Genomic DNA, 17,890 nt, shown 5'->3' on the forward strand with positions numbered 1-17,890 from the left:
GAAGCAAAGGAGACAATGGAGATAAACTGATAACTGTTCCCTGGTAACTGTTCACTGATAACTGAACCCAGTCCCCAATCCCCAATCCAAAATGCAGCAGTTAGCGAAAGAAAAATATAAAAGCGGCGTAAAATGGTTAACTTGGTCAGCAGTGTTGGCTGTAGTCAGTGTTGGTGGCTGGTTAGTTTATACCACTCGTTTTCAAGAAAGCTCTCAACCAGTAGAAGTCCGTTTGCTTACCGTCAAAAGAGACACTTTAGAGGAAGTAATTAACGAGAGCGGTACAGTAGAATTAGCAGAACAACAAACGCTCAAAGCACCTGCTGATGGTACAGTAGAAAAGATTTTAGTTGAGGTAGGCGATTTTGTTACTTCTGGTAAACGCTTGATTGTGTTGCGCGATCCCGAAGCACAAACTAAACTGGCAGATCATCAGTTAGAGATTCAACGACAAGAAGTTACACTCGCTAATGCGAAATCGCAAGTTACAGCCGCTCAAGAAAAGTTAAAAGTAGCACAAGCTGAACTAGAGAAACTGAAAAACGGCGATAGTGGAGGCGATCGCACTCGTCTTCCCGCACAAAGGTTAGCGATCGCTAAACAGGAACTAAATTTAACTAATCTTCGCGCTCAAGTTACTGAAGCTCAGGAAAAATTACGCGTCGCTCAAAATAAACTCGAAGCTGACCAAAAACTCTTCGCTAAAGGCTTTATTGCTGAAAATGAGTTGCAAAATCAAAAAGATGCAGTTCGTGCGGCACAGGCTGAATTAAGGGGCGCTCAGTTGGAAGTTAGCACCGCTCTCCTGGATCTCAAAAACGACAATCTGGAATTAGAAAGAATCGAGTCGGAATTACAACAAGAAATTGCTGATGCGGAGTCTGAATTAGCACAAGCTGAAGTTAGTTTACAAGATGCCGTCGCCCAGTTACAAAACGCACAAACTCAAGTCCGTCAAGAAGCGATCGCATTACAAAAACTACAACTCGAACGTCAGACAATTGAGCAAGAATTGCAAGAAAACGTGGTTATCGCCCCCGTAGCCGGACAAATCCTTGATATCGTAGTGAAAAAAGGAGCAGTAGTCCAACAAAGCGAAGCTTTATTGGTTCAAGGAAACCCCACTGAAGAAATCATTAAACTACAACTTTCTACCTTAGATGCAAGTAAGGTAGAATCTCAGCAAGTTGCTCGGATTAGCGTTATCGGTCCCAATCCAGAATCTTACACCGGACGAGTTGAAGAAATTTCGTTACTCGCGAATCTTAGTAGCGGTGATAATAGTGGCGATAGTTCACAAGCAAGAGTACCAGCAATAGTCCGTTTAGATAATCCCACGGGTAGTTTGATTCCTGGTAGTCAAGTAAGTGTGGAAATTATCATTGAACAGCAAAAAAACGTGCTAGTTTTGGACGCAGAAGCAATTCACCAGAAAGATGACGAAGCTTTTGTCTGGTTGATTGACGAACAAGGTAGGGTGAGCAAGCAATCTGTTACTCTCGGACTAGAAGCTTTAACTGCTATTCAAGTTAAATCTGGTTTAAGTGAAGGATCTCGCGTGGCTGTACCTGCTCCCGATACTACTTTACAACCAGGTATGAAAGTTAAAACAGTGGACAGTGAACAGTGATTAGGGACTGGGGACCCCTAATCCCCAATACCCAATCCCCAATCCCTAATCCCCAATCACCATGAGTCTCGTAATTTCTGATTTACTACATTTAACTTATCTTTCCCTGCGTGGGAATCCTTTGCGTTCCGCTTTGACAACTTTAGGGGTATTTATGGGAGTAGCGGCAGTGACGGCGACAATGCAAGTGGGTAATATTAGTAAAGCAGTAATTGCCAAACAATTAGCAGAACGAGATGCACCTCAAGTTACTTTATTTTCAGGACGACATCCAGTTACAAGAGATCGGGTTCAATTGCAGTCAGAGGATATAGAATTATTGCAGAAACGATTGCCACAGGTACAAGCGATAAGTAGTTACAGAGGGATTTGGAATCGATCGGAGATTTTGTTTCTCGATCGCGCTGCGACACCTTACCAAGCGGCAGTTTCGCAAGAGTTTTTGCTAACATCGGGGCGATCGCTATTGTCAGGACGCTTTTTTACTGAGGCGGATTTTGCTAATTTTCGCCCTGTGGTAGTTATTGATACGGTTTTGGCGGAAAAATTGTTTTCTGATGAAGATCCCATTGGTGAGCGTATTTATCGCGATCGTAAGCCTTATGTGGTGGTAGGTGTAATTGAAAGTAAGCTGGAAGAGGGGGAAGAAGAACCTCCGGGTTTGTTGTTGATGCCTCTGGCGACTTACAATGCTCTTACTGGTAGAGATAATGTGGGAGCGCTTTCTCTTCGTCCTGAGAGGATCGAAGATTTGACGAATTTGCAAGAGCAAGCAAAAGTTATTTTAGAGCAACGTTACCCTGGTTATGAGTTTTGGACTTGGAGTAATGTTGAGGATGTAATCGAACAACAGCAAACTTTACGCTGGGTTTCGCTTTCGTTACTTGCGGTTGGTGGAATCGCGTTACTTGTTGGTGGTGTGGGTATTGCTAATATTACTATTGCTTCGGTGATGGAACGCACCCCGGAAATCGGTTTGCGACGAGCTTTAGGTGCGACTCGACAGGATATTATGCTTCAATTTATCCTGGAAGCGGTACTTTTAAGTTTAGTTGGAGGAGTTGGTGCGATCGCTACTGTTCATGGAATTACGGTTGTGGTAGCTGACACTTTTGCGTTACCCTACGAGTTTAATCGCCAAACTACGGTTTTGGCTTTAGGTTCGGCTTTGCTAGTTGGAGTTGGTGCTAGTTTTTTTCCAGCCCTACGTGCTAGTAAACTAGATCCAGTTAAAGCTTTAAGAGCTTCCTAAGTTAAGGTAACAGTTATGATGGAGAATGAGCCTCCAGTATTTTCTCAATCTCCCTACCAACGACCAATCTCGCTACCGTCTCTGAGTTTGATTCAAGTTTTTTTGGTCGCAATTTTTTCGGCAATTTTGGGTAGTGTTTTTACCCTCAGTTTTTTGGGAATTTTCTCTAAAGAAAAAAAATCTCTCGCTCCCGCGATCGCTGCTGTTAAATCTTCTTCTTCTCTTACTTTGGACTCTTTTCCCTCTCCGATTATTTCGTCGAGAACTTTTCCTACTTCACCTCAACAATCAGTTTCAAGAAAACCACTAACTACTGCTGTCTCAAACCACGATCGAGTTGCTATTAAACAGAATTCATTTGTACCTCAAAATCATCCTCAATCTTGGTTGAATTCACTAAAATTTGCTGAGTCTGTAGAAGGAGAATTGCTCGCTCCTACAAAGACTAAATCCGCTCGTGCTAACTCTTCTTCAGTGAAATACTTTCCTACTTTTCCAGCGAAATCAAGAAAAAGCGATTTGCAAATTGCTAAAAAATTTACTGCTATTCAAGCACCAATTTCAACTGCTTATTTCTTAGCACAAAATCAGCATCAAGTCAAGCCGGAAACCGATATAGAATCAACTTTAACCAACGAGCGAGAAGAAGTGAAATTGTCCTTAAATGACGTAGTATTTTTAGTAGTCGAAAACAATAGAAATATTAAAAACGCTTACCTAGATCGAATAATTGCCAGACAAAATTTAGCTGTAGCTGAAGATAAATTTGTTCCTAACTTTACCCCGAGAGTTTCCCTCAGCGTTGAGGAAAACGAAAGTCGTTCGCTAACAACTAACAATCGAGAATTCAATTTAGGAACAGATTTTGCCGTAAAAATTCCTACAGGTGCAGATATTCAGTTAGAATGGAATGCGTTGAGACGTTCCACAGCAGAAAATAGAATCGATTTACTTGAGAGTATTGCTCAAAATCGCATTAATCAAACTTTAGAGTTAAGTTTTACTCAACCTTTACTCAAAGATTTTGGGATAAATATTAATCGTGCTTCAATTGAAATAGCGAGAATTGAAGAACAGGTAGATTTTTTACAACTAAAAAATACTTTAATTGAGACAATCACCTCAGCAATTCAAACTTACCGTAGTTTAGTACAAGCCCAAGAACAAGTAAAGATTCAACAGCTATCTTTAGAAAGAGCAAAAAGACAATTAGAAATTACTCAAGCTTTAATTGAAGCCGGGAGATTAGCAAGAATAGAATTAGTCCAAAACCAGACAGATATTGCCTCACGAGAAGTAAGTCTTTTAAATGCACAAAGAAATTTAGCCAATGCGCGTTTAAATTTATTGCAAATTCTTGACATTGAAGGAGATTTGCAAATCATTGCCGCCGAAATTTCCGAAACAGTAGGAGAAAATGTTAATTTAGATTACAAACAACTTTGGCAGCAAGCTTTAGCGAATGACCCAGAATATTTACAAGCAATTTACGCAGTCGAAATTGAGAAATTAAATGTTTTATTAGCCGAAAACAATCAACGCTGGGATTTAGATTTACAACTAAGTTACGGTATTGATGCAGATAATTTAGCAGAAAATAATACCGATTTGCGAGCCGGATTGAGTTTCACGCGCGAATTTGGCAATTTGGAATTAGAGCAAGCTGTCGAAAGAAGTAAAATTGACCTAGAAAAAAGCGAAAATAACTTAAGAGAAATTCGCGAAAATCTGGGAATCGATCTGCAAGACAGAATTAGAGATGTAGAAATTAGTTTAAGACAAGTAGAACTAGCGCGAAGATTCCGAGAATTAGCAGAAGAAAGGTTAGAAAACGAGCGAGAAAAACTCAGATTAGGAGTTCCAGGAACTCGCTTAATCGATATTATCAACTTCGAGAATGACCTAGTAGAAGCGAGAAATGCGGAATTAAATGCCAAGATTGATTATCTCAATGCTTTAACCAGCTTACAACAAACCGTAGGCATTACCTTAGAAGTATGGGAGATCGAACTTGAAGAAAATTAGCAAGAATTTAGCGATCGCTGCGGACGCTATTTTTTGACAACGAGCTACCATAGGAAAAAGTAGCGCGAGATAAAGTTAACCAATACTGTAACTCGTAATTCCTATTTCCTGAATAATTAAACAAACAACTAACGATTAACCACGGAGGTTATCATGGCATTATATGCAGACTTACACCGTCACTTAGGTGGTTCAGTAGTTCCGCGCATTCTCTGGCGTTATTTCCAACGTCACGACGAACAACTAGCGCAACGTTTTCCTAAGTATAAAGAATTCGAGGAATTTTATACTCGCAAACGCAATACCCTCGATGAATATTTGGAATTACACACCTTAGTGGAAAGTACCCAAACCGCAGCCAGTTTACCTTACTTTATTTATCGCTTGATTCGGGGTGCGTATATTTTCGAGAATTTAGCTTATCTAGAATTGCGCTATACACCTTATTTGCGTACTGACGATCAATTAAGTCAATCAGCAAGAATTGACCAAATGTACTCCATTGTAGAAATTGTCGGTAAAGCTGCTCGCGTACCAGAGTATCCGATGGTGACAAGTCAAATACTTTGTATGCACTCTAGACTACCCTACGAAGTGAACAAAGCGATCGCCGATTTAGCCATCCAATCCAGCGAGTATGTTTGTGCAATTGACGTAGCTGGAGGAGACTCCCATTACGCCGAACGTTTAGACGAGTTTATCAGTTTATACGAGTATGCGCGCGATCGCGGCTTGAAAACTACAGGTCATCTCTATGAAACTACTGACGGTTGTTACCCAAAATTGCTACCCTATTTAATGCGGATCGGTCATGGAATTCAAATTCCTCTGCGCTATCCAGAATTACTTCCCCAACTGGCTAAAATGAATCAATGTCTGGAAGTTTGTCCCACAACTTACTTAAAAACAGGTACTCTCGAAGATCTACATCAACTTAAAGTTGTTTTCGATCGCTGTTTTGCAGCCGGAGTAGACATCGCTATTTGTACCGACAATGCTGGTTTACACAATGTCCGACTTCCTTTTGAGTACGAAAATCTCTTAACCAAAGATGTCATCGACTTCCAGCAACTACAAGCTTGTCAAGAAGCCGCTTTTCGCCATGCTTTCGCATGGCCCCACAACCAAGGTCCGGCTTCTTTAATTACTGGGTTACTTCAAGACAAGCAGCCAGAAGCTTTAACTTTAAGTGGGAAGTAAATCTTTCGTAGTTAAGGCTTTATTGCCTCTTAGTTTACTACTGACTGCGCGGAAAAATTTTTTCTCTTCTGGCGATCCATTTTCCCAATGAAGGTAACGAGTGAGTATGGTGCGAAATCGTGTCAAAATATACTAGTCAAAGCTGACCATCTTGCACCACTCGCTAATTTCTAATTAATTTATATTCTCAGTCTTGTTTGGTAATGAAAGCAACCCGATTTTTCCGTCAGTTTACTTCTGCTGTGCTACTTTCCTTGATAGCTGGTACACTAGGTAACGTCGCCTTGGCGCAACCAGAACAACCAGTGCGTCGAGCATTTTTACTCCACTTACCCTGTGCTGATGGTGATGGTAAATCTTACAATAATTTTCGACGCAGCAATGCAGAAATCTCGGTTAATAGAGAATATTACGAAGCGGTAATGGAAGTGAAACCCGGAGGTGAAATGAGTTGCGGACTCCGAACTGACACACCTGCCACATTAGAGTTAGAATTTGGAATGCGAGACAGCGATCGCGGTAGCGCCCCGGTAATTGTTACTCTATTCTTAGATGGTTTTCAAATTGACTCCCAAACTGTTGCACCAGGACAAACTCGCAGTATTCTCGCTGATGTTACTAATGTTAGAAGTATCGCTATAGAAACTGCTTGTACGAAACCAATTAATTGCGGTTCGCCTGTTTATTTTACTAAGGCTGAACTCACCGAAATTCCCCTTTTCATTCAACAACAATAATTTGCCGGCTACAAAAGTCTTCCCGGCTTTTGTAGCTTCGTTCATCTTTGCATCAATAATATTATGTCCGATCGCCGTCTCCGAAACGTATATCAAAATCTTATTGGCAGTTTAGAGAGAGACTCTCTTGTTCAAAACACTACCGATAAACTCAGAAATTCTCTCCAAGTTGACCGCGTAGTTTTATACTATTTCTATAAAGAATGGTCAGGTCAAGTTACTTTTGAATCTCTCAGTAACCTAAAATTTTCTATTTTTGGTGCTACTGGTCCAGATCAATGTTTTAACGATAAATATGCAGCCCTGTATCTTGCTGGAAGAGTAAAAGCAATTAAAGATATTGCACAAGCAGAAATTACTGAATGTCACCGCAATTTTCTCCTAGATTTACAAGTACGTGCTAACTTAGTCGTACCAGTGTTAAATCACGATAAATTATGGGGACTTTTGATTGCTCATCACTGTCAGTCACCTCATCCCTGGTCTAATTCTGACATAGAACTTATGCGAGCGGAAGCTAAAAATATCGCCTTATCTCCCGCAATTCAAAACAGCTAAAATGAATTACTTTAAACATCTAGCGAGAAATTCCAGCAAATGTTGATGAAATTCTGGGGTTGCGTTCATGTAACAAGCATGACCAGCTTCAGCTAAAATTATTTTCTCAGCATTAGGCATTAATTTGACAAAAATATCGGCTTCTTTTACCATTCGATCTTTACTACCATAAATTGCTAACGTTGGCAACTCAATTTCTGGTAATTGTTGCTGATAATTAGCTAAACTTACCGGAGCAATTGGAACAAAACCGCTCAATTTTTCTGGATAATTAACTACAAAAGGTAAACTGTAGCCTCCACTCATCGAAGGCGAAATTAACACTGGTAAATTAATGCTTAACTCCTGGAATAATTTTAGCAGGAAATTTGCGCGATCGCTAAAATTACCTGTAGATTTTCCATACCCAGGTAAATCTATCGCAACTGCACGATAACCTTTTTCTACTAATAATTGCAAAGTCCCAATATCTTCCCAAGTTTGCGAACTAAAACTAGCACCATGTAACAATAAAACTGATTTACTATTCTTCTCTCCCGTTTCCCGATAAAAAATATTTTGCTCTTCTATTTCAATGTATTCTGCTTTCACTATTTGACTCCTTTTCTAATTTATTGTAACTTTAAAATCAACTACTCAATTAATCGAAAATCTTCTTGATTACGAAAAAAGCAAAATCTAAATTACTTTTCTTTTTACACAACAAATTTAACCGCTTGAAGAATTATAATCGTTATTTGCTGCTACTACTGCATTGTAAAAATCGTTTAACTCGACAGCGATATTATTGTTCTTATTAACATAATAATACCCACAAATTAGCGCAACTTTTCTTTTTGGCAAATACTCAAACTCTTTGATAGTTTTCAGTAATTCTTCTCCCGTCAGTGGTTCAGTTGCAGCATTCATTGGTAAATCGGAACGTTGATAAGACCAACTTCTTCCCACACCTAATTGTAGCAGCATATTATCAGGAGTAAATAACTCCCAATAAGGCAAATCATAATCATCTTCCCAATCTGGAAAAACTTGCAACTCATATTTATTGTTGAAACTTATTTTCAGGACTAAACTTGGATACTCAAGTTCAAATTTACTAATTTCATTTCCTTCTACTAACTTAATTTTTTCTTTGATTATTTCCAGTTCAGATTCTGAACTAACTATTAACTCACTAATCCTTTTTCTAGATATTTCTGAACTATTCAGTAAAGACACAGTATTCTGGGAATTTGCCGGAAAATCTAGGGTGAAATATATAGAATATAGTTTCCATTGTGACCCACGAGTCCCAAATGTCCAAGAGCCTTTTTGCTTATTTTTCATTAATTTGTGAGAGTAAGGAATTTTATCTCCAATTTCCAGAGATAATTCATCTCCATAGCTAAGTTTTGCTTCCCAACAAATTTCTCCACAAATATTTTTGACTATCTCTTGCAGTTGTTTCAAGTCAGTTTCACTATCAATTGATTGAATTAACATTAAATTCATAACTTAGTCCTCAAAATTTTCTTCCTCTAACTCTAAACCTAGAAACTCACGAGCTTTTTTTTGTAACTCTTGATAAGTAAAATCACCACGTTCATTTTTTGTTCCTCCGTAACCAGCAGCTTTCTCCTCTTCTAGAAAATTACCAAAATCTTTTCTTTCTTCTGATGTCATTTTAAATGCTTGAGCAATCTCATTAAATTGCTTAATGTTTGACTTTGACATTAATTATTCAACCTTTGACTAAATCTGAACTAACCTCATTCACAAAAGGATCTAATATCCGTGTTTATCTGCGTTTATCTGTGGTTACTAATTAACCCTTAATTCTCTGAGTAGTTAAATCAACTGCTAACTTAATTGCTTCTCGCATCGAAGTAGCATTTGCAATTCCTTTACCTGCAATATCAAAAGCTGTACCATGATCCGGTGAAGTGCGAATAAAAGGCAAACCAATGGTAGTATTAATTGCATAGTCAAAGGCTAACAATTTTACCGGAATTAATCCTTGGTCGTGATACAAAGCGAGATAGCCATCATAAGCACTATTTGTCGCTTCAGGATTGTACCAAGCTTGTCCAACTTTAACCCATAAAGTATCTGGAGGTACGGGACCAATTAACTTTAAATTAGGGCGATTTTTTTGTTCTGATTCTATCCAGGATATTAACCAATCTACCTCTTCTGTACCTAATTGTCCCGCTTCTCCGCTATGAGGATTTAATCCAGAAATAGCAATAGTTGGGGTTTCAATTCCGAAATCTGTGTGCAAACATTGGACAAGTAAATCTAATTTCTGACTCATTAATTCCGGATTAAGGGCATCGGGGACTTGACGCAGGGGAATATGTGTGGTAGCTAGTAGAGTACGCAAGGTGTAAGTTGTGTGAGGCGATCGCGCAACAAATAACATCCCAAATTTGTCGGTTTGCGATCGCCTAGCTAAAACTTCGGTTTGTCCGGGGTATTCATGTCCGGCTGCTTTCCACAACGACTTGGCGATCGGGGCGGTGACAATCCCATCAAATTCACCAGCCAGAGTGCGCGCGATCGCGGTTTCTAAATAAGCAAAACTGGCTGCACCACTCGCTGCATTACCAGCCCCCAAGATAATTTGCTCCTCGATTTCTCGCTCCAAACCGACATCTAAAATCGACAATTCGGCTGGATTTGCCATACCACTTATTCCTTGTTTTGTCAAGGACAAATAATTCTTTTCCAGTAGCGAAGTCGTCCCAACCACAGTAATTCGAGCATTCAGCGACAAATCCCGAAGCGCCTTAAGAATAATTTCTGCGCCAATTCCGGCAGGATCTCCCATTGTTACCGCTAAATGCGGATACTCTTGTTTAGCGATCGTCGATTCCATTTTCACCTTCTCCGAGGGCGACACACAGGAGGTATGATGATAAAGATTGACAAACTTAAAAAATCTTTAGGCAAGTTTACGAGGGAAAAATTTATGACCGCTCACAATTTGATGATTAACGCCGCAGTCTTATCTTCTAGCTTAATTATCGTCGGCTTAGTTTTAGGATTCTTAATGCTGAAAATTCAAGGCGGCGAAGGCTAAATCAAGTACCCGCATTTACCATCTTATCGGTTGTTAATTATTAGCCTCTAATTTCCACCCTCTAACCTAAAACTACCACATCAAACCTTTTCCCGAAGCACAAACAATGAATAAATAATTATGAAAGTAGCAATTACAGGCGGTACGGGATTTGTGGGCACACGCTTAGTCGAAAAGCTACACTCCCAAGGTGAGGAAATTGTCATTTTCACTCGCAACGAAACTCGTGCCAAGCGTATTTTTCCAACTTCAGCTTATCAAAATTTAGAGATAGTTGAATATACACCCCAAAAATCCGGCGACTGGCAAAATGCTCTCTCCGGCTGCGATGCTGTAGTAAACTTAGCCGGAGAACCAATTGCTGAGGAACGGTGGACACCACAAGTTAAGCAAAAAATTCTTCAAAGCCGTCAGCTAGGAACCCGTAAAATCGTCGAAGCCATTACCCAAGCCGAACCTAAACCTAGTGTATTAGTAAACGCTTCCGCGATCGGTTACTACGGAACCAGCGAAACTGCTACCTTTGACGAAAACAGTCCTCCTGGAGACGATTTTCTCGCCGAAGTTTGTCAAACTTGGGAAGCCGAAGCCGAGAAAGTCCAAGCCGCAGGAGTCAGACTAGTAATTTTGCGTTTAGGAATAGTATTAGGTAACGGTGGCGCACTCGCAAAAATGCTGACTCCCTTTAAACTTTATGCAGGCGGTCCCATCGGTAACGGTAAGCAATGGTTTTCTTGGATTCATCGGGAAGATTTAGTTAACTTAATTATCACCGCCTTAAAAAATCCTGACATCCAAGGTACTTTCAACGCCACTGCACCAAATCCTGTCCGCATGAACCAACTTTGTCAATCGTTAGGAGAAGTAATGAAGCGCCCCTCCTGGTTGCCAGTTCCCGGTATCGCCTTGGAATTACTGTTAGGAGAAGGCGCCAAGCTGGTATTAGAAGGTCAAGAAGTAATTCCCAAACAAACTCAATCTACAGGTTTCGAGTATCAATATCCGACCATTAAACCAGCACTAGCTCAGATTGTAGCTAATTATTAGGAAACACCCAATGTGTAGAGACGTTGCACGCAACATCTCTACAATCAGCTTAGGATTTGACGCTCCCCTGCCTAAAGGCGCGGGGATTCTTGGTTCAACGACACTCCTTACAACTAAAAGGAATCAGTCTCGCCGATTCGACCCCTCCCTTGACAAATTAACAAAAAAGCAATTTTATCAAGAGCGGCAATTAGTTCCAGTGGGATATATCTCCCCAAGCGTAAATTCTCGTGCGCCCCACGATACTCGAAAAAGCAAATTTCTTAACCACTGGTTTTCGGTACTCTGTCGAGTCCGGTGCGTTTTTTAAGAGGTTGTTCGCGCCTCATGTACTGGTATCGCTTTACGTCGTCAACTTAAGACAGTACCGACGAATCCTGTCTGTACCAGGCTACTTTCTTAGAATAGCATCAAAGCCGTCCTATAAGGACGGGGCTTGAAACCCATTATTCTTGGTCACTTTTGTCGCCTCAGCCGAAGCTAAATTTTCCTTTTGAGGATCGGATGTCAGGCGTTGAATTTTTGCCCCCAAGCGCCGTAGCTTATCCTCTAAGTTTTCATAACCTCGATCTAAGTGATGTAACCCTTGAATCGTCGTCGTACCTTCAGCAGCTAAACCTGCTAATACCAGTGCCGCCGATGCGCGTAAATCCGTAGCTACCACAGGCGCACCAGAAAGTAATGGTACACCTCGGACGATCGCATTTTGACCTTTGATGCGAATATCTGCGCCCATGCGACTCAATTCTGCTACGTGACGCATTCGATTTTCAAAGACCGTTTCAGTAATTACGCTATCTCCCTCAGCCAGAGTCAACAAAGCCATAAACTGGGCTTGCATATCGGTGGGAAATCCCGGATAAGGCAAAGTTTCAATATCGGTTCCGCGTAACTCTCCAGGAACAATGCGCAAACAATTACCACCTTCATGAATTACTCGATTACCGATGGTTTTGAGTTTCGCAATCACCGGAGTCAAGTGGTCGGGAATCACAGGTGAAAGCACCAATTCCGAGTGAGTAATTGCTCCAGCCACCAAAAAAGTTCCCGCCTCAATGCGATCGGGGATAATTTGGTAATCTACCGAATGTAAACGCTCAACTCCACTAATGGCGATCGCATTTGTCCCCGCACCTTTAATCTTGGCTCCCATTGCTCGACAGAAATTCGCCAAATCTACCACTTCTGGTTCTTGAGCAGCATTTTCGATAATCGTCTCACCATCAGCTAGGGTTGCCGCCATCATCAGCGTTTCTGTCGCACCGACACTGGGATAATCCAGGTAGATTTTTGCTCCCTTAAGCCTACCTCCACTACCATGTACATAAGCATGGACAATGCCATGTTCGATCCGAACCTCTGCTCCCAAAGCCTGCAAACCGCGAACGTGCAGGTCAACAGGTCTAGCACCAATCGCACATCCTCCTGGTAAAGGAACTCGCGCTACACCCAATCTGGCTAATAACGGACCGATGACAAAAAAGCTAGCTCTTAACTGAGAAACCACTTCATAGGGAGCCTTGGATTTCCCAATCGAACTAGCATTAACATCCAAAATGTTATCTTGTCGTCGGATTTTGACACCCAAAGCCGACAAAACTTGACTCATTCTCGCCACATCTACCAAAGAAGGAATATTCCGCAAGCGGCAATCTTCAGGACAAAGTAAAGCTCCTGCCATGATAGCTAGTGCCGAGTTTTTCGCTCCACTGATCGTAACTTGACCTTTTAGCGAAGTTCTGCCTTGGATTTGAAGCACTGATTGGTCTTCTTCAGGCAGAGATTTGTTATCTTTCAGGCTTATAGAGGGATTAATGGCTCTATCCTCCAGAATCACGCTAATATGTGTTAACTAATTTTAAAATTCGGTTTTGATTCTACAGGAAAGATCCAAAATGTATACATTTTTGAGCGATCTTTCTTGGCGATCGGCATTCATACAATCAAGATTGATAATCGGTGTTAAGGAATTTGGTACAGCAATTGCTGGAATGAGTTTACACTATAGCGCTTATTTAGGCAAAATTTTGGATTAATTTGCTGACTTTGTCCCCTTCTACCTTGGCGATCTTTTTTCCGGAAAAAGCTTGACTATCCTGAAAATTTTCGTCATTATAAGAAATTGCACGTCTATATTTGACTGATGCGGAACTGGCGGAATTGGTAGACGCGCTAGATTCAGGTTCTAGTGTCCCTAACCGGACTTCCGGGTTCAAGTCCCGGGTTCCGCATAATTAAGCGCTCGGGTATCAGTAATCAGTTATTAGTAAGCGATTCCACTACCTGACTCAGATTAAATGTTAACCAGTCTTCAGAATCCTCTGATCAAACAACTTCGGAAATTGCATCGCACCAAAGAGCGACACAAGGAAAATCTGTTTTTGTTAGAAGGGACACATTTGTTGGAGTCAGCTTGTGCTAATAATTTAGCTTTAGTAACGGTTTGCTGTACTCGTGAGTGGCGAGAAAATTATCAGCAACTCTGGGAGATTGCCCAAAAGCGAGCAGAACGCTCAGAATTAGTCACAGCAGAATTATTAAGCGCGATCGCCACGACAGTAAATCCTGATGGAGTGGTAGCCACAGCGAGACGCATTGCTAGAGATAGTTTACCTCTAACTCAGTTCAATTTAGGCTTAGTTCTCGAACGACTGCAAGATCCAGGAAATTTAGGCACAATTATTCGTACAGCCGTCGCTGCTAATGTTGACGGTTTGTGGATTAGTGCAGATAGCGTTGATTTAGATAATCCGAAAGTTTTGCGCTCGTCGGCAGGAGAATGGTTTAAATTACCAATGACAGTAAGTAGCGATTTAATAGCAGTGGTAACAAACTGGAAAGCGAAGGGAATGCAAATAGTAGCTACCTTACCCCAAGCAAACAAAAGTTACTGGGAGATTGACTTTCAACGCCCGACGATGATTTTATTAGGGAATGAAGGAGCGGGACTATCTCCAGAATTAGCTTCTCTAGCTGACGTAGAAGCGAAGATCCCCCTAGCTAATCAGGTAGAATCATTAAACGTCGCGATCGCCACTGCTTTACTTTTGTATGAAGCACGAAGACAACCCCAATTGAGCGAATCGTGTAAAATAATTTAATCTTCTGGAGTTGGGAATTGCTCTTGGTTGAAAAACTGCTCCAAGTCCGCACCAGCTTCTTCCCATTCATCAGTATCCTCCTTACCAGGAGAGGAGTCAGACTCAGTTTCTGTAACTCCAAATTCATAAGATTCATTTTCTAGCAACAAATCTTTCAGTTGCTCGAGAGCTTTTTCAAATTCCCAGGCAGCATGATGCCGCGAATTGGGTTGATATTGATTCATACTACTTCTTGTCTACCAAAAACTGACTGCGCATGAGAAATCAACAAGCACCCCAAGCAAATTCACAAAAGTTTCAATTCTAGCTAACTTATTTAATAAGTGAAACAAAACTGTCACTTTAAAATTATTAACTATTAAAGGAAAGATGCTCCACCGTGAAATTACTAATTCTGCTGCTAATCGATCGAGTTAAAGTAATTAGGAGCGTAAAATTACTGGGAAAAATCGATGAGCGAACAATTTGATTACGATCTAGTTATCATTGGTGCTGGTGTGGGCGGACATGGTGCTGCCTTGCACGCAGTAAAATGTGGATTGCGCACGGCAATAATTGAAGCTGGCGATATGGGTGGAACCTGTGTAAATCGCGGTTGTATTCCTTCTAAAGCACTATTAGCAGCCTCCGGGAGAGTACGCGAGTTAAACAATCAGTCTCACCTCAAAGAGTTAGGAATTAAGGTCAATGGTTTACAATTTGACCGAGAAGCGATCGCGGAACACGCTCAAGGTTTAGCAAGTAAGATTCGCGGCGATTTGACTAATAGCCTCAAACGTCTCAAGGTTGAAATAATTCGCGGCTGGGGTAAAGTGGCTGCACCACAAAAAGTAACTGTTAGCACCGACAGTGGTGAAAAAACTATTACGGCTCGCGATATTATTATTGGCGCTGGCTCAGTACCTTTTGTTCCCCCAGGTATTGAAATCGACGGCAAAACCGTTTTTACGAGCGACCATGCTTTACATTTAGATTGGTTGCCAGATTGGATCGCTATTGTTGGCAGTGGTTATATCGGTTTAGAATTTTCCGATATTTACACGGCTTTGGGCTGCGAAATCACGATGATTGAAGCCCTCGACCAACTTATGCCCGGATTTGACCCAGAAATCGCGAAAATCGCCCAACGAGTCTTAATTAATCCTCGCGATATTGAAACTCGTGTGGGAATGTTAGCTAAAAAAGTAACCCCAGGTTCGCCTGTAGTAATTGAATTAGCCGATACCAAAACGAAGGAAGTTGTCGAAATTCTCGAAGTAGATGCTTGTTTAGTAGCTACAGGACGCATTCCCGCTACCAAGAATTTAGGCTTAGAATCAGTAGGTGTCGAAACTGACAGACGCGGTTTTATTCCAGTAAACGATCGCCTGGCAGTTTTAGCTGGTGGCGAACCAGTTCCTCATCTTTGGGCGATTGGGGATGCTATCGGTGAAATGATGTTAGCACACGCGGCTTCGGCTGAAGGAGTAGTGGCGATCGAAAATATTTGTGGTCGTCCGAAAACTATTGATTATCGTAGTATTCCGGCTGCGGCTTTTACTCACCCAGAAATTAGCTATGTGGGCTTAACTGAGCCAGCAGCAGAAGCATTGGCGCAAAACGAAGGTTTTGAAGTCGCGACAGTGAAAACCTACTTTAAAGGCAATTCTAAGGCGCTTGCAGAGGGCGAAACGGAAGGGATGGCAAAGGTGATTTATCGTCAAGACAACGGCGAACTGTTGGGAGTACATATTATTGGCATTCATGCTTCAGATTTAATTCAAGAAGCAGCTAATGCGATCGCCAATCGTCAGTCTGTACAAAATCTCGCTTTTAATGTTCATACCCATCCTACTCTCTCGGAAGTTCTCGACGAAGCTTTTAAACGAGCAGCTTAGAACAGTGAACAGTTATCAGCGATCAGTTAGCAGTTAGCAGTGAACAGTTAGCAATGAACAGTTAGCAGTTAGCAGTTAACAATTTGTCTCCCAATCACCTCCTCCCCAATCCCCAGTCCCTAATCCCCAGTCCCTGAAGAATGCAAATCAGAAGACGATCGCCAAATCCGCCCGTAGATATTAAATATTTACGCTATCAAGTAGCATTGCCAGATGCAGAACCGCGCAATATTTTAGAAAAAATAGTTTGGCACAAAGAAACAGAAGTAGACAAAATGCGCGATCGCCTGCCATTGTTAGAATTACGCAAGCAGTTGGAAACGGCGCCACCAGTGCGAGATTTTTTGGCGGGGTTGCGCTCAGGTAAGACTAAACCGGCTTTAATTGCTGAAGTGAAAAAAGCTTCTCCTTCAAAAGGTGTAATTCGGGAAGATTTCGATCCAGTGGCGATTGCTACCGCTTATCAACAAGCAGGTGCTAGCTGTATATCAGTTTTGAGCGATCGCGAATTCTTTCAAGGTAGTTACGAAAATATTACTTTGGTGAGGTCAGCAGTAGACTTGCCGATTTTGTGTAAGGAGTTTATTATTTATCCTTACCAGATTTATTTGGCTCGCGCTCATGGGGCTGATGCTGTCTTGCTGATTGCCGCAATTTTGAGCGAGATCGATTTGGGCTATTTTCTCAAAATTACTCGAACTTTGGGCATGGCTGCTTTAGTAGAAGTTCACAGTTTGGAAGAACTTGACCGGGTTTTAGCTGTAGAAGGGGTTAACCTAGTAGGTATTAATAATCGCAATCTGGAAGATTTTTCCGTCGATTTACAAACAACTTCTCAACTGTTGGAGTTACGAGGCAAAATTCTCAAACAAAGGGGTATAACCTTGGTTAGCGAGTCAGGGCTACATCAGCCAAGTGATTTGCATTTTGTGAGCCAAGCTGGTGCTGATGCAGTGCTAATTGGAGAATCCATTGTTAAACAATCCAATCCAGTAGCTGCGATCGCTAATTTATTTGCTGATGTCTGACAAGTTGCGATTATAAATTTGTTCACTAAATGGTAATCAGCTTTCATGGAGCAAATTCCTCTTCCCTCTCATATTCACTACGAACTACTACTGCAACTCCTGGAGCGTCAAAGTTTGTTTGCCGCTAATCAAACACCAGCAGTGCGCGAGCAAATCCAGCAATTAATTATCACTCTGCGTAAAGCTTTAGCTCAACAAAAACAATTAGAAGCTACCTGCGATCGCGCTAATTTACCTTATGAGTATCATTGGTCGCTGAATAGTATTGTGGTTAAGTCGGGTACAGAAGTAGATATTCTCTCTAAACCCAATAAGAGAGAAGTTGCTGGTAAGGATGAACTGAGTGAGGGGGGGAATTGTCTTTGAGAAGAGCA

General features: G+C 41.3%; 19 protein-coding genes and 1 tRNA gene. 14 read left to right on the forward strand and 6 right to left on the reverse strand.

Going from position 1 to position 17,890, the window contains the following annotated elements:
- The first annotated feature begins 91 nt into the window (after positions 1 to 91).
- The 6 genes from G3T18_RS04170 (at position 92) to G3T18_RS04195 (ending at position 7,402) form a co-directional block, all read left to right on the forward strand.
- Complete coding sequence (locus G3T18_RS04170; protein ID WP_224409272.1) at positions 92 to 1,630, forward strand: efflux RND transporter periplasmic adaptor subunit; 1,539 nt, start codon at positions 92 to 94, stop codon at positions 1,628 to 1,630.
- 61 nt (positions 1,631 to 1,691) lie between these two features.
- Positions 1,692 to 2,882 (forward strand): ABC transporter permease, encoded by a 1,191-nt coding sequence (locus tag G3T18_RS04175; RefSeq protein ID WP_224409273.1) that lies wholly within the window; start codon positions 1,692 to 1,694, stop codon positions 2,880 to 2,882.
- A 15-nt stretch (positions 2,883 to 2,897) separates the two neighbouring features.
- Positions 2,898 to 4,907, forward strand: coding sequence for a TolC family protein (locus G3T18_RS04180; RefSeq protein WP_224409274.1), 2,010 nt, complete (start codon positions 2,898 to 2,900; stop codon positions 4,905 to 4,907).
- A gap of 153 nt (positions 4,908 to 5,060) precedes the next feature.
- Entirely contained in the window at positions 5,061 to 6,107 is a 1,047-nt protein-coding gene (locus G3T18_RS04185) for an adenosine deaminase (protein ID WP_224409275.1), read from the forward strand.
- 203 nt (positions 6,108 to 6,310) lie between these two features.
- Complete coding sequence (locus tag G3T18_RS04190; protein ID WP_224409276.1) at positions 6,311 to 6,844, forward strand: hypothetical protein; 534 nt, start codon at positions 6,311 to 6,313, stop codon at positions 6,842 to 6,844.
- Positions 6,845 to 6,907: 63 nt separating this feature from the next.
- Positions 6,908 to 7,402 (forward strand): GAF domain-containing protein, encoded by a 495-nt coding sequence (locus tag G3T18_RS04195; RefSeq protein ID WP_224409277.1) that lies wholly within the window; start codon positions 6,908 to 6,910, stop codon positions 7,400 to 7,402.
- 6 nt (positions 7,403 to 7,408) lie between these two features.
- Here the strand turns inward: G3T18_RS04195 and G3T18_RS04200 are convergent, their stop codons facing one another.
- The 4 genes from G3T18_RS04200 to pdxA form a co-directional block, all read right to left on the reverse strand.
- Complete coding sequence (locus G3T18_RS04200) at positions 7,409 to 7,993, reverse strand: alpha/beta fold hydrolase (protein WP_224409278.1); 585 nt, start codon at positions 7,991 to 7,993, stop codon at positions 7,409 to 7,411.
- A gap of 117 nt (positions 7,994 to 8,110) precedes the next feature.
- Positions 8,111 to 8,893 carry a hypothetical protein gene (locus G3T18_RS04205; protein WP_224409279.1) on the reverse strand — a complete coding sequence of 261 codons (783 nt, stop codon included), beginning with the start codon at positions 8,891 to 8,893 and terminating at the stop codon, positions 8,111 to 8,113.
- Between the two features lie 3 nt (positions 8,894 to 8,896).
- A complete protein-coding gene (locus G3T18_RS04210; protein WP_224409280.1) occupies positions 8,897 to 9,115 on the reverse strand; it encodes a hypothetical protein in 219 nt (72 codons plus the stop codon).
- A 91-nt stretch (positions 9,116 to 9,206) separates the two neighbouring features.
- Positions 9,207 to 10,259, reverse strand: coding sequence for a 4-hydroxythreonine-4-phosphate dehydrogenase PdxA (pdxA, locus tag G3T18_RS04215; protein ID WP_224409281.1), 1,053 nt, complete (start codon positions 10,257 to 10,259; stop codon positions 9,207 to 9,209).
- A gap of 93 nt (positions 10,260 to 10,352) precedes the next feature.
- On the opposite strand from pdxA, the gene petM reads away from it, so the two are divergent.
- Both petM and thyD read left to right on the forward strand, forming a co-directional pair.
- Entirely contained in the window at positions 10,353 to 10,463 is a 111-nt protein-coding gene (gene petM / locus G3T18_RS04220; protein ID WP_224409282.1) for a cytochrome b6-f complex subunit PetM, read from the forward strand.
- Between the two features lie 120 nt (positions 10,464 to 10,583).
- Positions 10,584 to 11,510 (forward strand): thylakoid membrane protein ThyD, encoded by a 927-nt coding sequence (thyD, locus tag G3T18_RS04225; protein WP_224409283.1) that lies wholly within the window; start codon positions 10,584 to 10,586, stop codon positions 11,508 to 11,510.
- Between the two features lie 421 nt (positions 11,511 to 11,931).
- On the opposite strand, the gene murA is transcribed toward thyD, so the two are convergent.
- Complete coding sequence (gene murA / locus G3T18_RS04230) at positions 11,932 to 13,290, reverse strand: UDP-N-acetylglucosamine 1-carboxyvinyltransferase (protein ID WP_449867663.1); 1,359 nt, start codon at positions 13,288 to 13,290, stop codon at positions 11,932 to 11,934.
- 115 nt (positions 13,291 to 13,405) lie between these two features.
- Here murA and G3T18_RS04235 point away from each other — a divergent pair, with 115 nt between their 5' ends.
- The 3 genes from G3T18_RS04235 (at position 13,406) to G3T18_RS04245 (ending at position 14,611) form a co-directional block, all read left to right on the forward strand.
- A complete protein-coding gene (locus G3T18_RS04235) occupies positions 13,406 to 13,546 on the forward strand; it encodes a hypothetical protein (protein WP_224409284.1) in 141 nt (46 codons plus the stop codon).
- Positions 13,547 to 13,655: 109 nt separating this feature from the next.
- Positions 13,656 to 13,741 (forward strand) — tRNA-Leu (locus G3T18_RS04240).
- Between the two features lie 66 nt (positions 13,742 to 13,807).
- A complete protein-coding gene (locus G3T18_RS04245; RefSeq protein WP_224409285.1) occupies positions 13,808 to 14,611 on the forward strand; it encodes a TrmH family RNA methyltransferase in 804 nt (267 codons plus the stop codon).
- Here the strand turns inward: G3T18_RS04245 and G3T18_RS04250 are convergent.
- A complete protein-coding gene (locus tag G3T18_RS04250; RefSeq protein WP_224409286.1) occupies positions 14,608 to 14,835 on the reverse strand; it encodes a hypothetical protein in 228 nt (75 codons plus the stop codon). The two genes, G3T18_RS04245 and G3T18_RS04250, sit on opposite strands and share 4 nt — an antisense overlap.
- Before the next feature lie 228 nt (positions 14,836 to 15,063).
- Here G3T18_RS04250 and lpdA point away from each other — a divergent pair, with 228 nt between their 5' ends.
- From lpdA to G3T18_RS04265, 3 genes are all read left to right on the forward strand, one after another.
- Complete coding sequence (gene lpdA, locus G3T18_RS04255; protein ID WP_224409287.1) at positions 15,064 to 16,488, forward strand: dihydrolipoyl dehydrogenase; 1,425 nt, start codon at positions 15,064 to 15,066, stop codon at positions 16,486 to 16,488.
- 140 nt (positions 16,489 to 16,628) lie between these two features.
- Positions 16,629 to 17,516: an indole-3-glycerol phosphate synthase TrpC gene (trpC, locus tag G3T18_RS04260; protein ID WP_224409288.1), complete on the forward strand. Its 888-nt coding sequence runs from the start codon at positions 16,629 to 16,631 to the stop codon at positions 17,514 to 17,516.
- A gap of 45 nt (positions 17,517 to 17,561) precedes the next feature.
- Complete coding sequence (locus tag G3T18_RS04265; protein WP_224409289.1) at positions 17,562 to 17,882, forward strand: DUF5340 domain-containing protein; 321 nt, start codon at positions 17,562 to 17,564, stop codon at positions 17,880 to 17,882.
- Positions 17,883 to 17,890: the final 8 nt, after the last annotated feature.

The sequence above is a fragment of the Oscillatoria salina IIICB1 genome, from assembly GCF_020144665.1.
Classification (GTDB): domain Bacteria; phylum Cyanobacteriota; class Cyanobacteriia; order Cyanobacteriales; family SIO1D9; genus IIICB1.